Origin of the sequence: Demequina sediminicola (assembly GCF_000975055.1) — a bacterium.
Lineage (GTDB): Bacteria > Actinomycetota > Actinomycetes > Actinomycetales > Demequinaceae > Demequina > Demequina sediminicola.
In genome coordinates, this window is sequence record NZ_BBRB01000003.1 from 229,777 (window position 1) to 244,672 (window position 14,896).

General features: G+C 60.5%; 12 protein-coding genes. 5 read left to right on the forward strand and 7 right to left on the reverse strand.

The annotated features are described in order from the left end of the window. The first annotated feature begins 80 nt into the window (after positions 1 to 80). The 4 genes from AOP79_RS08200 to AOP79_RS08215 all read left to right on the forward strand — a co-directional run bounded on the left by AOP79_RS08200 (position 81) and on the right by AOP79_RS08215 (position 5,478). Positions 81 to 2,819 (forward strand): DEAD/DEAH box helicase, encoded by a 2,739-nt coding sequence (locus AOP79_RS08200; protein WP_439644681.1) that lies wholly within the window; start codon positions 81 to 83, stop codon positions 2,817 to 2,819. A gap of 141 nt (positions 2,820 to 2,960) precedes the next feature. Then, complete coding sequence (locus tag AOP79_RS08205) at positions 2,961 to 3,671, forward strand: VIT1/CCC1 transporter family protein (RefSeq protein ID WP_062072435.1); 711 nt, start codon at positions 2,961 to 2,963, stop codon at positions 3,669 to 3,671. Between the two features lie 170 nt (positions 3,672 to 3,841). After that, positions 3,842 to 4,462 (forward strand): hypothetical protein, encoded by a 621-nt coding sequence (locus AOP79_RS08210; RefSeq protein WP_152648069.1) that lies wholly within the window; start codon positions 3,842 to 3,844, stop codon positions 4,460 to 4,462. After that, positions 4,459 to 5,478, forward strand: coding sequence for a hypothetical protein (locus AOP79_RS08215; protein WP_062072439.1), 1,020 nt, complete (start codon positions 4,459 to 4,461; stop codon positions 5,476 to 5,478). Before AOP79_RS08210 ends, AOP79_RS08215 begins: the two co-directional genes overlap by 4 nt. 96 nt (positions 5,479 to 5,574) lie before the next feature. On the opposite strand, the gene lplAB is transcribed toward AOP79_RS08215, so the two are convergent. The 7 genes from lplAB to AOP79_RS08250 form a co-directional block, all read right to left on the reverse strand. Then, positions 5,575 to 6,624, reverse strand: a complete 1,050-nt coding sequence (lplAB, locus tag AOP79_RS08220; protein WP_062072603.1) for a lipoate-protein ligase LplAB — start codon at positions 6,622 to 6,624, stop codon at positions 5,575 to 5,577. Between the two features lie 57 nt (positions 6,625 to 6,681). Continuing rightward, positions 6,682 to 7,320 (reverse strand): KpsF/GutQ family sugar-phosphate isomerase, encoded by a 639-nt coding sequence (locus AOP79_RS08225; protein WP_062072441.1) that lies wholly within the window; start codon positions 7,318 to 7,320, stop codon positions 6,682 to 6,684. Beyond that, the gene (locus tag AOP79_RS08230; RefSeq protein WP_062072443.1) at positions 7,317 to 8,414 is read right to left on the reverse strand and encodes an ABC transporter permease; all 1,098 of its coding nucleotides are present in this window, start codon (positions 8,412 to 8,414) and stop codon (positions 7,317 to 7,319) included. Before AOP79_RS08230 ends, AOP79_RS08225 begins: the two co-directional genes overlap by 4 nt. Beyond that, complete coding sequence (locus AOP79_RS08235) at positions 8,411 to 9,340, reverse strand: ABC transporter permease (RefSeq protein WP_161794247.1); 930 nt, start codon at positions 9,338 to 9,340, stop codon at positions 8,411 to 8,413. The genes AOP79_RS08230 and AOP79_RS08235 overlap by 4 nt, the downstream gene beginning before the upstream one ends. Before the next feature lie 119 nt (positions 9,341 to 9,459). Further along, complete coding sequence (locus AOP79_RS08240) at positions 9,460 to 10,950, reverse strand: sugar ABC transporter ATP-binding protein (protein WP_062072448.1); 1,491 nt, start codon at positions 10,948 to 10,950, stop codon at positions 9,460 to 9,462. Between the two features lie 66 nt (positions 10,951 to 11,016). Then, a complete protein-coding gene (locus AOP79_RS08245) occupies positions 11,017 to 12,048 on the reverse strand; it encodes a substrate-binding domain-containing protein (RefSeq protein ID WP_062072451.1) in 1,032 nt (343 codons plus the stop codon). A 33-nt stretch (positions 12,049 to 12,081) separates the two neighbouring features. Next, positions 12,082 to 13,734, reverse strand: a complete 1,653-nt coding sequence (locus AOP79_RS08250) for a ribulokinase (RefSeq protein WP_062072452.1) — start codon at positions 13,732 to 13,734, stop codon at positions 12,082 to 12,084. 113 nt (positions 13,735 to 13,847) lie between these two features. On the opposite strand from AOP79_RS08250, the gene AOP79_RS08255 reads away from it, so the two are divergent. Continuing rightward, positions 13,848 to 14,819 carry a sugar-binding transcriptional regulator gene (locus tag AOP79_RS08255; RefSeq protein ID WP_161794248.1) on the forward strand — a complete coding sequence of 324 codons (972 nt, stop codon included), beginning with the start codon at positions 13,848 to 13,850 and terminating at the stop codon, positions 14,817 to 14,819. Positions 14,820 to 14,896 lie beyond the last annotated feature (77 nt).

The following is a 14,896-nucleotide window of genomic DNA, read 5'->3' on the forward strand; positions in this document are numbered from 1 at the left end:
GCAGCAGCGGCAGGTTCGACGGCATCGTCCTGTCTCACTGCGCGGGCCAGTTGAACTCAGCGGGCGCCACGCACGGCAGAATGGCAGTGATGACTGACGCCGAGCTCTCCCTCCTGGACCGACTTCCCGCCACCGAGACGGGCGTTGCACCCGACCCCGATACGCTCTACGAAGCGTTCGCGGGGTGGGCGGATGATCAGCACTTGCCGCTGTATCCGCACCAAGACGAGGCCCTCATCGAGATTGTCTCGGGCTCCCACGTGATCCTGGCGACACCCACAGGCTCAGGAAAGTCCCTGGTAGCTGCGGGTGCACACTTCGCGGCGCTGGCAGCCAAGCGTGCCGGCACCGGGGGTCGCACGTTTTACACGGCACCGCTCAAAGCGCTGGTGAGCGAGAAGTTCTTTGACCTCATCGCCCTGTTTGGCACGGAGAACGTGGGGCTGATGACGGGAGATTCAGCAGTTAATCCTGATGCCCCCATCATGTGCTGCACCGCGGAAATCCTCGCCAACATTGCCTTGCGCGACGGCTCGCGCACCGATGCGTCGCTCGTGGTCATGGACGAGTTCCACTTCTATGCGGACCCACAACGCGGCTGGGCATGGCAGGTGCCGCTCCTTGAATTGCCCGACACGCAGTTTGTCCTCATGAGTGCGACTCTGGGTGACACCGACTGGCTGGTGGAGGACCTGGAGCGCCGCACCGGCAAGGCCGTGGCCGAAGTCACCACTGCCGAGCGTCCCGTGCCGCTGAGCTTTGACTACTGCGTTGAGCCGCTACCTGAGGTGGTGGAGCGCCTGATGCAGACGGGGCATGCGCCGGTGTACATCGTGCACTTCACACAGAAGGACGCTGTCGCGCGCGCCCAAGCTCTGCTGAGTATGAAGGTAGCAAGCAAAGAGGAACGCGCCACCATCGCCGATGCCCTCTCCGGCGTAAGGTTCGGCACCGGGTTTGGCAAGACACTCAGCAAGTTCCTCCGCGCAGGAATCGGTGTCCACCATGCCGGAATGCTGCCCAAGTATCGGCGCGTCGTGGAGCGGCTGACTCAGAAGGGACTCCTCAAGGTTGTGTGCGGCACCGACACTTTGGGTGTGGGTATCAACGTCCCGATCCGCACCGTGCTGTTCACGTCACTGGTGAAGTACGACGGCGAGCGCATGCGGCACCTCTCCGCGCGCGAGTTCCATCAGATCGCAGGGCGCGCCGGACGGGCCGGATTCGACACCGAGGGCGACGTCCTGGTGATGGCTCCCGAACACGTCATCGAGAACCGCAAGGCCCTCGCCAAGGCTGGCGACGACCCCAAGAAGCGCAAAAAGTTGGTGCGCAAGAGCGCTCCTGCAGGCTCGGTGAACTGGACCGATGCCACCTTCGAGCGCCTCCGCGACGCAGACCCTGAGCCGCTCACCAGCCGCTTCTCCGTCAACCATGCGATGGTGCTCAACGTGCTTGCGCGCGCCACCGAAACCGACGCAGAGACGGCGAACGACCGTGACCGCGACCCCGTGCTCGCGATGAAGTCGCTCCTGGAATCAGTGCATGAGACGGACGCACAAAAATCTGCGCACATGCGCCAGGCGCTGCGCATCTATCGGTCGCTACGTGTTGCGGGCGTGGTCGAACGCATTCGGGTGCCCGACGACACGCACCCGCGCGGCGAGCGACCATCGGTGCGGCTCACCGTCGACGTGCCGCGCAACTTCGCACTCAACCAGCCGCTCTCGCCCTTTGCGCTCGCAGCGATGGACCTGGTCAACGTGGAATCCCCCAACCACGCGGTTGACGTCGTGTCCGTCATCGAGTCAACGCTCTCAGACCCTCGCCAGATCCTCATCGCGCAGCAGCATGCCGCCCGCGGCGAGGCTGTCGCGGCCATGAAAGCCGACGGCATCGAATACGACGAGCGCATGGAGCTGCTCGAAGAAATCACGTGGCCCAAGCCGCTCGCAGACCTCCTCGAGCCCGCCTTCATCGCCTACCGGGGCACCAATCCCTGGATCCTTGATGCCGAACTGTCCCCCAAATCCGTGGTGCGCGACATGCTGGAAAAGGCGATGTCCTTTGGCGATCTCATCTCCGTGTACGGATTGGAGCGCACCGAAGGCGTCGTGCTGCGCTACCTTGCCGAGGCCTACCGTGCGATGCGTCAGACCGTGCCCGACGAGCATCGGACCGATGACGTCGTTGCCATCACCGAATGGCTCGGAGAACTCGTGCGGTCCACCGACTCGTCACTGTTGGACGAGTGGGAGCACTTGAGCAATCCCGATGCCCTCGTGGGCGACGACGCGGCCCTCGGCCACGGCGGCGGCGCGTTGGACGAAGACCCGCTCGCACCTCCAGCGGTGGGCCCCTCACGACCGATGACGGGCAACCCTCGCATGTTCCGTCGCTTGGTGCGCAACGCCATGTTCCGCCGGGTGGAGCTCGCGGCGCGCGAGGACTACGCGGCGTTGGGCACCCTGGATGGGGCATCGGGGTGGACAGCGGATGCTTGGCGCGATGCGCTGGATCCGCTCTTCGAGGCACAGGGCGATGACGCGATTCAGATTGGGGCCGATGCTCGCTCGGCAGGGTTGCTGACTTTCGTTGAAGGCGACGGGGACTCGGGAGATGGCGCCGATGCGGGGGCGCAGGCCGCCTTGGCCGCGACGGCCGACGCTTCGGTGCCCGAGGGTGCTTGGCTGGTGCGCCAGGTGATCGACGACCTGGACCGCGACCATGACTGGGCGATCGTTGCGGCTGTGGACCTGGAGGCCTCGGACGAGGCTGGCTCCCCCGTGGTGACGGTGCTCGCTGTGGGGCCGCAGTAGGTTCCCGCGGGGCGTAGTCAGACTGCACCATTTCGCTGCACCGAAACTTCACTTTCGGCCCGACTACCAGGCATTTCGGGTGCGCTTAAGAGAGGCTTACCTTCCTAGCGCGCGAGCCAGCAGCGGCGTAATCTGCGCATTATGACCTCGATTGATCCGCACCACATTGATGAAGAATCCGTCTCTCGGCGCCTCAACGCGCTCCGCGCCGGCGTGCTGGGAGCCAACGACGGCATCGTCTCTGTGGCAGGTCTGGTGATCGGTGTCGCTGCAGCGACGCCCGAAAATCACGGCGCCATTCTGACCGCTGGAGTCGCGGGGCTTGTCGCAGGCGCGCTCTCCATGGGCGTGGGTGAATATGTGTCGGTGTCGTCCCAGTCGGATGCCGAGAAGTCGCAGCTCCGTCGCGAACGCCGGTGGCACCAGGTGCGCCCGGACTATGAACTCGAGCAACTCGTGGAACTCAACATGGAGACCGGAATGAGCGAGGCGACCGCGCGGGTCGCTGCCGAGGAACAAACCAACCACGATCCGGTCGCAATTCACGCCCGCATGCACCTCGGGATCGACCCGGATGAGGTCGTCAGCCCGTGGCATGCGGCATACGCGTCGCTCGGGGCCTTCACGCTGGGCGGGCTGCTGCCGTTGCTCACCATCCTGCTGGTGCCAGCCAGCGCTCAGGTGCCAGCAACCTACTCGGCAGTGATCATTGCGCTGGCCCTCACCGGCTACGTGTCGGCCAAGTGGGCACACTCACCGCGACGTCGTGCCGTGCTGCGCAATGTGGTCGGTGGCTCGCTGGCGATGGCCATCACCTACGCCATCGGCGCGCTGGTAGGAACGGCCCTCTAACCCCGCTCCTCTCCTCCCCACTCCCCTCCTCGCCACTCCCCTCCCCGCCAAATGGCTCCATTTCGCTGTTTTGAGCCGCCAAAACAGTCAGAATCAGCCACTTCGCATTTCTCCACAGATGCAGTTGGACCCTCGCGGCGCGAACGCCGGCAACGCTATTGTCAACTGTAATGGGGCTAGACAATCTTGCGGGGCGGGCGGCCGCTGTGACCACAGCAATCTTCATTCTCGCGGGGTGCACCGGCGACATCGAAAACCCGGCCGATGCTTCACCAACGGCTAGCGCGACGACCTCGCCCACCACGGTGGCACCAGGAGACGCGTCACCTTCTCCCAGCGCTACCGCGCTGACCGCCGACGAGGTAGCTGCGCTGCTTCCTGACAGCACGTCGCCACAAGATTTTCCATCTGCAGACGCATTCGCGTCCTATTTTCTCGACAACTACCAAGCACTTGCGCGCGAGCAGCCTGAACTCTTCGCTGCCCTATCCTCGCCAAACTGCAAGTTCTGCGCCTCCGTCATGGCCGGCTACGAACAAGCACGCGCAGATCAGGTGACGATTGCGGGCGGCGACCTGGTGATCCTGAGCGCGCACGGGTACGGCGGAATCCAAGAGGATGGCACCTTTGGTATCGAGTACGACTTTGAGACGACTCCCCTGATCGAGACCGACGCCGATGGAACTGTCACAAGAGAAGTTGCAGAAAGCTCCGGAGTCGCGAGCATCATTGTGCGCTATGAGGATCACTGGGTGGTCGAAGAGGTTGGTTCGGAACAATCCGGTTCATGAAGGCAATCCTTGCGGCCCTAGTCCCCACGGCACTCGCAATCTCAGCCGTGCACTCAGGTACTGGTGAAGCAGGTGACATGGAGTTCATCGGCGCCACATCGGACACCTCCGTTGACGTCCGTGTAGACGAACCCAGCGTTGCGGAACAACTTTCTAGGCAAGAGTCCGGCAAAGCGGTGGTGAATCCGCCACGTTGGCAGCGCGCCCCCATGTGTACAGGCTGGGGAATGACAGGCGAGGACCCTCACGGCGCGAGCATCGAGTTCTTTGGCGCGGTGCCAACGTGTAGTGACGCCGGAGCCATCGAACCAGGTGTGGAGTGCGGCGACGGCGAAGCACTTCAAGAGCCGCTGTGGCGCTCTGACCCTGACGAAAACGGCACCTACGGTTCCTGGATACGCGTCTCCGGGTATACATGTACTGCGGATCCACTGCACGCCGCCGCAATCAACGCGTGGGATGCCATGGTGATCACGCCAAGTAGCTACCAGCTCCAACCTGACACCGGATGGGCCACCACACAGGACGGCTTCTACGCGGTTCCCGACACCACTCCCCAGGTATCGACGGTCAACCTCGCTGGCACCGACGTCACATTGCGCGCCACTCCCGTCACGTGGACGTGGTCCGATAGCGACGGCGATACCCACGTCGAGCACCGACCCAACAGGGGCTACGAGTCAGGCGCGGAACCGTTCACCTTCACTGCAGGCGAGCGTCGCCTCCAGTGGAACCTGACCACCACGTGGAGCGGCACCTACAGTCTCGACGGCGGCGTTACCTGGGTTGACGCTCCGGGTACCGCGACCACCACGAGTGAACCTCGCTCGATCCACCTCTATAGTCCGCGCGCCAGGCTCGTCGACTGTGACACGTACGGCCGGTGCACGTCAGGAAATGCAGCCCCTCGCGGCCCGGTACCAACTGTGACCGACCCAGACGCCGATGGGATCGATAACTTCACAGTCCCCGACGATCAAATCTCCGCATACCTTGCCCGCCACAACGCGGACTGAATCAGCAACCCCAAGTGGCACTTTTTGGCCGTTATGACCCCTCAAAACAGCGAAATGGAGCCATTTGGCGAGGAAGGTGCGTCGGTTGGGGGTGGGTTAGGGGACGAGGCCGATCCAGTCCTCCGTCGAGAACTTGGAGTCCACCAATGCATGCGCGGCGTTGAGTTCATCGGGGCTCACAGAGCCTGCGGTGGTGCTGTAGCGTCCAGCGAAGTGCGCGAGGAACGCGTTGATCACCTCAGCGCGAGCCATTCCCGTCTGACTACGCAAGGGGTCCACACGCTTGTTGGCGCTCTTAGTGCCCTTATCCGACATCTTCTCCCGGCCGATGCGCAGTGTCTCAAGCATCGCGTTGGCATCGATGTCGTAAGCCATCGTGACGTGGTGCAGCACTGCGCCGGATGAGTACCGCTTCTGCGCCGCACCCGCGATCTTGCCAGCGTCTGAAGCAATATCGTTCAACGGAATGTAGCGAGCGTTGATCCCCACATCAGCGAGCGCACCGAGGACCCAGTCGTCCAGGAACGCGTAGGACTGTTCAAAAGACAGGCCCTCAACGAGCGACGATGGCACTGACAGGGAATACGTGATGGTGTTGCCTGGCTGGATGAACATTGCACCGCCGCCCGATACCCGCCGAGTCACGGTGATGTCGTGTTTCGCGGCACCTTCGGGGTCTACTTCGTTGCGCAACGACTGGAACGACCCGATCACCACTGCGGACGACGCCCACTCCCAAATGCGAAGCGTGGGACCGCGCCTGCCCTCGGCCACCTCGCGTGTGATGACGTCGTCGAGAGCCATTTGCAGGTGCGGTTCACGGGGCTCGTCATGCAACATCTCAAAGGTGTGGTCGTGCCACCCGGTGGCGTGGCCCAGTGCGCGCCGCACAGCGATAGCGACAGCCTCTGGGCTGAATCCCACAAACTGGGCGTCTGGCCCAGCGGCTCGTTCAATGGCAGCGGTTAGTGTCGCGACCGGTGCTGCCGCGGGCATCCCGGTCAGGCCAAGGCGGATATCGAGCAGCGCCTCCGCGGGTTCGAGGAAGAAGTCTCCAGAGATCACCACCTGTGACAGTGATTCGCCGGATACTTCAACATCGGCGACGACGAGCTTGCCCCCAGGGACTTTGTATTCTCCGTGCATGCTCACCATTGTCCCCTCGTTTCACGCCCAATGACGCACCCACCTCACGACGGCGCCCTATTGTGGGCGGTCCTCGCGGCCGGTCACAACCTCCAATAGCTCCTTTGCGCCCTTACCGACTGCACCACCAGGGTGACTGTGCAACACGCGATCCCATGTGTAGCCGCGACGAGACATCAGGACAACGGCGAGTGCATCACCCCAGGCGGCGGTCGCCAAGGTGCTGCCCATCGCAATGATGCCGCCCAAATCTGCAGTATCGCTGCTGACTCGGACCACGAGGTCGCAACTACTTGCCAACGGACTGGCCGGTTGTCCTGTCAGCGCGACAGCGAATGTCCCACGGTCCTTAACCCTCGAGACGAACTCGACGAGTTCAGTTGAGTCACCACCTTTAGAGAGCGCAATGAGGAGATCGTTCTCGTTCGCAACTGCGAGGCTGCCGTGCAACGCATCTGAAGGGTTTTGATAGAACGCGGGCGTGCCCGAAACGTTGAGGAGGTGCGCGAGCCGCCTTGCGATCGTTCCAGAGGTGCCCGCACCGGACACAATGACTTTTCCAGGGGTCGCCATGATCTGATCTACCAGGGCGAAGAAATCGTCGCCTACCTGATCCGCAACATATGCGACCGCTTCCGCTTCCGACCGAATGAACCGTTGCGCCTCATCGCGCTCACTTGTGCTGTCGACCTTCACTTCTGGTGCTCCTTCTGCTGGTTCATCTGAGTTGCCTGGACATTGGGTTGACGGCGCCTCCTGCTCATCGCTTCAGAGACTCGCTTTCTTTCAAATGCCACGACGAACACGCCCACCAGGATCAGACCTTGAACGATCTGATAGATGTAGGTGCTCACGCCCATCATGTTGAGACCCGAGGCGATAAGTTGGAGAACGATCGCAGCAAGCGCAGCGCCAACTACCGCGACTCGCCCGCCAAACGGGTTCGCGCCACCGAGTACGGCAATAGTGATCGCGAGCATCAAGTAGGACGATCCATAACCTGCTGAAGCGGAAGCCGTACGCGAGACGAGAACCAAGCCCGCGACAGCCGAGATCAGCCCGGCTAACACATAGGTCCTAGTCACGACCCACGTGTAGGCGATACCGCTGTACTCAGCCGCAGTTCTTGAGGCGCCCATCATCGTCGAGCTCACGCCGTACTTGGTCTTGGTCATGAGAAGCCACACAGCAACCACTACGGCGCCGAACAGCCAGAAGACGATCGGCACACCCAGCAACGAGTTGTAACCGAACGATGAGAGTGGATCTGTCACCCCGTACGCGGCCTCACCACGAGTGATTGCCACGGCGACACCCGTGAATATCTGCATCGTCGCAAGAGTTGTCAAAATTGGCGCTACCTTAAGCTTCGCGATAACCAGGCCGTTGAGAAGTCCGCACAGCACACCGATCAGCAACCCACCTGCTACTGCGATCAATGTTGTGGTGAGTTGCCCTTGGCCTTGCTCAACCCCAACACGGGAATACCAAGCAATAAATATCGCAGTGAGATTCGCCACGGCGACGGTAGAAAGGTCAATCCCGGCTATCGTCATTGCTACCGAAATTGCCAGCGCCATCAGTCCAACCTCGGGGATGGAGAATGCGATGGACTCGACGTTCAGTAGGGTTGCATATGAGCCAGGATTGATAGCAGAGAAAACCACTGCAATAACTAATGCGAGAGCAAGTAGTCCCAGCGTGTTCCCATTGCGCTTGACCGCCAGCGTCCAACGCGGAGTTACTTGTTCCGGAGCCGGTGGAGCCTGTTGTCCCGTATCAATACTCATGCCGACGCCTCCATTGATTCAAGAATCCTTGTCGTTCTCGCCTCACGTGACGAGGCCTGCGCCTGAATTGCGACACCCACAAGAACCACCACACCGACAACAAGTACGTGCCAATAGCTCGAGACCCCGAGTCGCACTAGGGAGTTTTGAACAAGCGAAATGAGCAGTACGCCATACACGGTGCCCTTCACCGAGCCACGGCCGCCGGAATCCAACGCTCCACCAATGACCACCGCTGCAATAACATTGAGCTCGGTGCCGACCAGCTCAAAGGGCGAGGCGTGGCGGGACAGGACGACATGCACCATGCCCGCAAACCCTGCGAGCGCACCGGCGATCAGGTAGATCCGGACCTGAACGCTCGGCACGCGGATACCTACCCGCCGTGCTGATTCCCGATCGCCGCCAATTGCGTAGATCGAGCGACCAAACATTGTCTTCCGAAGCATCCACGAGACCAGAAAGGCGAGCGCGATCACAGGAAGGACAAGGATGTTTACGGGACTGTTGCCGAGCCTCATGATCGATGAGGCGCCAATCGTGTCGAGCTGCGCCGGAAGCGTCGATATATAGACACTTCCGATGAACGCAAGCAGTACACCTCGGATGATGACTTGTGTCCCAAGCGATGCAATGAGCGTTTCCATACGATAGCGCGCCACGAACAGGGCGTTCAGCGAGCCGAGGGCGAGTCCCATTATCGAAGCCAACAGGAAAGGCCAGAGCACTCCGTCGACCCCAAAGAAATTCATCACGGTTATAGTGGCGTAACCGCTAAAAATAGCGATAGCAGGAAATGACACGTCCATGCCGCCGGAAATAATTACCAAGAGCAACCCGAGCGCAAGAGCAAGGGTCACGATCCCGGAGCGGATAATGTCTCCTACAAATGTCATAGTGAGCGCTGAAGGCTCGACGATAGCCATGACCCCGAGGAGAGCAAGGATGAGCAGCAACAGCGCAGTCTCGTGATTTTCGCCCTTATAGCGATCCCAGAGCTCGTGCACTCTCATTCGTCTGCCGCGGGCTCTGCGCACATACGCCTTCATCGGTCCAACCTTTCGCGAATACGTTCGGGCGACACTGCGTCCATCTCTAGTTCGCCATCCATTCGGCCGCGTCTCACAAACAAGACTCGATGGCATACGCTCACTAGTTCCGGAACGTCATCGGAGATCATGAGGATGCCTGTGCCTTGTTCCGCGGTGCGTCGCAGGATGTCGAGAATCACGGCCTTGGATCCGGCGTCAACCCCAACTGTGGGTCCGTTGAGGATGAGAACGCTAGGCTCCGTCTCCATCCATTTGCCGAGTACAACTCGCTGCTGGTTTCCCCCTGAAAGCGAACTCACGGGGTTTGCGGGATTATCTGTCTTAATACCAAGCGTCTCGACCGCGTGTTGCGAGGCGTGAGCCATGCGTGCACTATCGAGGAAGCCTGCACGGCGACTCACTTTGTCGAGTGACGCAGCAACAAGATTTGACTCAATGCTCTGCTCAAGAATCACGCCTTGAGTGAGCCTGTCTTCCGGCACGTAGCCGATACCCGCTTCAATTCCCGCTTGCACCGAGCCGATGGGTTTGGCCTGGCCTGCTACGCGAATCTCGCCGGTATCGATCGGCAAGATGCCAAAGATCGCTTCTGCGATTTCTGAACGACCTGATCCGAGAAGTCCCGTCAATCCAACGATCTCACCGGCGCCGACTTCGAAGGAGACTCCTTCAAAGAGTTCGTGTCGGCCGATATCGTGCACTTCCAGCGCTGGCGTCGTCGCGTCGGCGGGAAGTGCCGAAAGCTGACGTTCTTCTGACGGCAGGTAGCCAAGAAGCGACTCAATCAACGAGTCGGGGGTGAACTCGGAGGCAGCCCCGCTCTTGGCGACCACACCATTGCGTAGAACCGTGATCCTGTCCGACATCATGAACACCTCTTCGGTCTTGTGCGACACGAAGACGATGGCAACGCCGTCTGCTTTGAGTTGTTCGACGACACGACTGAGGGAATCGATCTCCCTCCAGGTGAGAGCGGTGGTCGGCTCGTCCATAAACAAGACCTTGACGTCGAGGGCGAGGGCTCGGCAGATCGCGACGAGTTGCCGGTCCGCGACTGAAATGTTCTCGACCTTTTCATCAAGGCTCAGTTGAAGGTCTAGCCGCTCGACGACCCTTTCCGCGGTAGCCCGAGCGTCCTGGACGCGAACGACCTTCCTTCCAGCCTTCACTCGTGCAGACATCGCGATGTTTTCCGCTACCGTGAGGTTCGGGAACAACGACATGTCCTGGTAGATGACCTGGATACCCAGATCGATCGAGTCCGTCACGGAGGGCCGACCTACATCCACGCCGTCCATTTCGATGTGACCAGCATCCGCGGTTTCTACACCGGAGATGATCTTGATCAAAGTCGATTTGCCTGATCCGTTAGCGCCGGCAAGGCACAGCACCTCGCCGGCGCGTACGTCTATGTCCACCTCGGTCAACGCCTTGACGCCACCGTAGGTTTTGGTTACTCCCTTTGCCTGCAATGCAAGCGGCATGATGTCTCTCCTCAAAGGGGCGCGGGGGCCGGCCGAGGGGGATGACCGACCCCCGCTGAAAATCACTTAGAACGGGTAGTCTTCGAGGTTGTCCAAGCGGATCTCGATCCACGCGTCACCGTAGAAATTGTTAGCAATCTCCGGGTCCTGAGTGATCGACTCGTACCCAGGCACGCCGAGGTCGATGCCATCAACGATCTCTTCACCGTCCATCACTAGCTGTGCGGCCTGCAGCATTGCCTGACCCGCCAGCGCGGGGTCCCAACCAGTGATCACATCGACTGAGCCATCGTCAAGAAGGCTGCCTGCCGTGGAAGGCGTGGACGTTCCGACCACACAAGTGTCGTCCTGCAGACCTGCTTCTTGGACAGCACGCCCAATACCTGCGATGTCAGTTGATGCGGCGCCGATAAAGCCCTTGATGTCTGGGTAGGTGGCGAGGATTTCCTTGGTTCGCTGGTACGCGGTCTCTTGATCCTCTTCCGAAGAAATGGGATCGGCGACACGCGAAATGTCCGGATAGTCAGCGGCGGCCTTTTCTAGTGCACCTTCTGCCCACACATTGTGGCTTGCGACAGTGAGCGACCCAACCATGTGGACGTACTCGCCGGAATCTCCCATGCACGCAGCGAGCGTGTCCATCTGGAAGCCTCCGTACGCGTTGTTGTCGAACGCCTCAATGTTTGCAACGGCATTCTCAATGCCCGGTGCTTCGTGAGTGATCACTACGATCCCAGATTCCTCAGCGCGCTTGAGCACGGACTCGAGCGATTCCGGCGAGTTAGGCACAACCGTCAACGCGGCTGGCTGCTGCGGGATCAGATCATTAATCACGGCGATCTGCTTCTCTTCGGAAGCATCGTCTCCGGCGGTTTGGGTGACGACGGTACCGGGGTGTTCAGCTGCCCACTCCTGGTTGCCGACCTCCATCCGGTTAAACCAATCTCCGCCAGCCAGCTTGACAACGTTCACCATCGTCACTTCGCCTTGATCGCCGCCTTCGGCTTCTGTGGAGTCCGCACTAGCGCTGCAGGCTGCGAGCGCAACACCTGCCACCGCCGTGAACGCGAGGACTTTGACACGACTTTGTGTAACCATCTTTTCTTCCTTTTGTGTGTTGTGTGTTGAGTCTTAGGAGGAGTGAGCTCGCAGGGAGTGCATCACTTCCCGATCAGCGTTGCCAAAGTGCTCGTACAACCGGCGATAGAGGTCGTAGAGCTCATCGAATTTCTTGGCCCTGCGGGCGTTGGGGAAGTATCTGGTCGCAATCGGACTGGCGAACTGGGCCGCCTCGTCGAATGAACTGAAGCCTCCAAGGTCCGGCCCGGCTGCGATAGCTGCGTGAAGTGCAGCACCTACGGCTGGTGTGTGAGCAGAATTGCTCACTTCGATCTCGATGTTGAGGACATCGGCGAGCGTTTGCATCAGTAGCGGAGCCTTTTGGGGCAGACCCCCGCACGCAACAATGCGCCGGACCGGAAGGTTCGCGTCTTGGAAGGCCTCAATGATTCGTCGCTGTCCGAACGCCGAGCTCTCGATCAATGCTCTATACACGTGCTCAGGCTTCGACTGTAGGGTCAGGCCGACGAGGAGCCCGCTGAGGTGTGAGTCCATCAATGTGGATCGGTTTCCGTTGAACCAGTCGAGCGCAACAATGCCACTCTCGCCTGGCTCCATCGCAGCGGACTTTTCTTCAAGCAGTTCAAACACCGTGCGAGAGTGTGTTGCGGCTTCCTTTTCGTACTCCGTGGGGACAAAATTGCGTACGAACCAGCCGAACGTGTCGCCTACACCGGCTTGACCCGCCTCATATGCCCAGTAGCCAGGAATCAAGCCGTTGAACACCACACCCGCGACACCCGGCACAAACTGCTTCTCTTCTGAGAGCATGAGGTTGCAGACTGAAGTGCCCATAACAAGGAGCATTTCTCCCGGTTCCGAGACACCAGCCCCAAGCACAGCGACGTGTGCATCGAGGTTGCTTGTGCTCACGACGGTTTCGGGCGACAGTCCGAGAGACTCCGCCCACGTTGGCGTCAGGGTGCCGGCGCGTTCACCAGGCTCCATGAACTCGTGGCCGTACTTTCCCAGCATGCTCGAGAATCCTGGAGCGAGCGCCTCGAGAAACTCTATGGAGGGATAGCCGATGTCACGCTGGTATGCGGCCTTGTATCCGGCGACCGCCACTCCGCGGGATTCCGTTCCCACTAGCGTTGAGACGAGCCAGTCACCGCACTCGTAGATCCGCTGCGCGGCATCGAAAACTGTGGGGGCTTCCTCGTACCATTTGAGTGTCTTGGCGAGCACCCATTCGGCAGAAACCTTGCCTCCGTAGTAGTTGAGGAAGGCCTCTTGTCTGCGCTCGGCAAGGTCGTTAACGCGGTCTGCCTGTGGCTGCGCGGAGTGGTCCTTCCACAGCTTCGCATAAGCGTGGGGCTCTGACTTAAACGCATCGAGGTCCGCTAGGGGAACGTCATTGGCGTCCACCGGGATGAGAGTGCAGGCAGTGGTGTCGATGCCCAGTCCCACCACCGCGTCGGGGTCAATCTCGTCGTGAGCGAGGACTCCCTTGACAGACGCGCGAAGTGCTTCGAGGTAGTCCGCAGGGTATTGAAGCGCCCAGTCGTTCGGCAGCTTCTTGCCGCTTTCGGGAAAGATCTCATCAACCACGCCATGGCGGTACGCGGACGATGCGATCGCGACTTCCCGGCCGTCGGACAAATCGATTGCCACTGCGCGACAGGTTTCAGTGCCAAAGTCGACACCGATTGCGTACGTGGTCACGCGTGTTCCTCTCCGTTGAGCGCCAGACACGTGGTCCGGCCTTCGTTCTTTTGGGGCTTCGGTGTTGCACTCTATGTTGGGCGATCCAACGATCTCAACGTTATTGTGCTCATATGAGCAAAGAATCTGATGAGCTGCAGGCAACTGATGGCTCGATGGCACACGACGACCTCCTCATGGAGGTCGCGAGAAGCCACTACTTTCACGGCCTCTCGAAGGTTGAGATTGCGACGGAGCTCGGATTGTCCCGGTTCAAAGTCGCACGACTCCTTGACGAAGCGCTCGAACGCGGGGCCGTCAGAGTGACATTGCACCGACCACGTGAGCGTTGGACCGGATTAGCTATGCGCCTCAAGGAACGCTTCTCACTTCAACATGCCGTGGTCGTGAATGCCGGCAACGGGAACCCGCTTCACATCAGGCAAGCGCTCGGACGCGAAGGTGCACTGCTTTTGCAGCAACACCTCTCGCACGAAGACGTGCTTGGGGTGGGATGGGGCCGTACAGTGAAAGCTACCGCGGACTACGTGACATCTCTCCCCAAATGCACTGTAGTCCAGTTGGGAGGAATCGCAGGCAATCCCGGCGAGAACCTCATGGACCTCGTTCGAATCTTCTCCGGCATCACGGGGAGCGAGGCATACCCGCTCTACACGCCGCTCGTGGTGCCCAGTATTGAGACTGCGGAGAGCCTCAAACAGGCGCCGGAGATCAGTGCCACAATCGACCGCTTCCGAGACGTATCGGTCGCTATCGCCTCGGTCGGCAGCTGGAACCCACCCAACTCACAGTTGCGAATGTTCTGCTCCCCTGAGGTGCGAGAGGACCTCGACAACAGAGGCGTCCGCGCGGAGATCTGCGGGGTGCTTCTCGACAGCGAGGGCAATGAGATCGAAACGGCACTCAACGGCAGAATCATCTCGGCGACCTCGAGTGATCTGCGCCGAATACCAACTGTCATCGCTATCGCTGGCCACCCCTCAAAAGCCGGCGCGATTCGCGCGGTTCTGAAAGGCGGATACGCCAACATGTTGGTCACCGACACACAAGTTGCACGCCTTTTACTTGCTGACGACGCGGACTGACGGATCACTCTCCAACGGAGCCGACGACCCATCAGCCGAACCGCACGGGATTCGGACGTGGGCGGCCCGCGCAAACA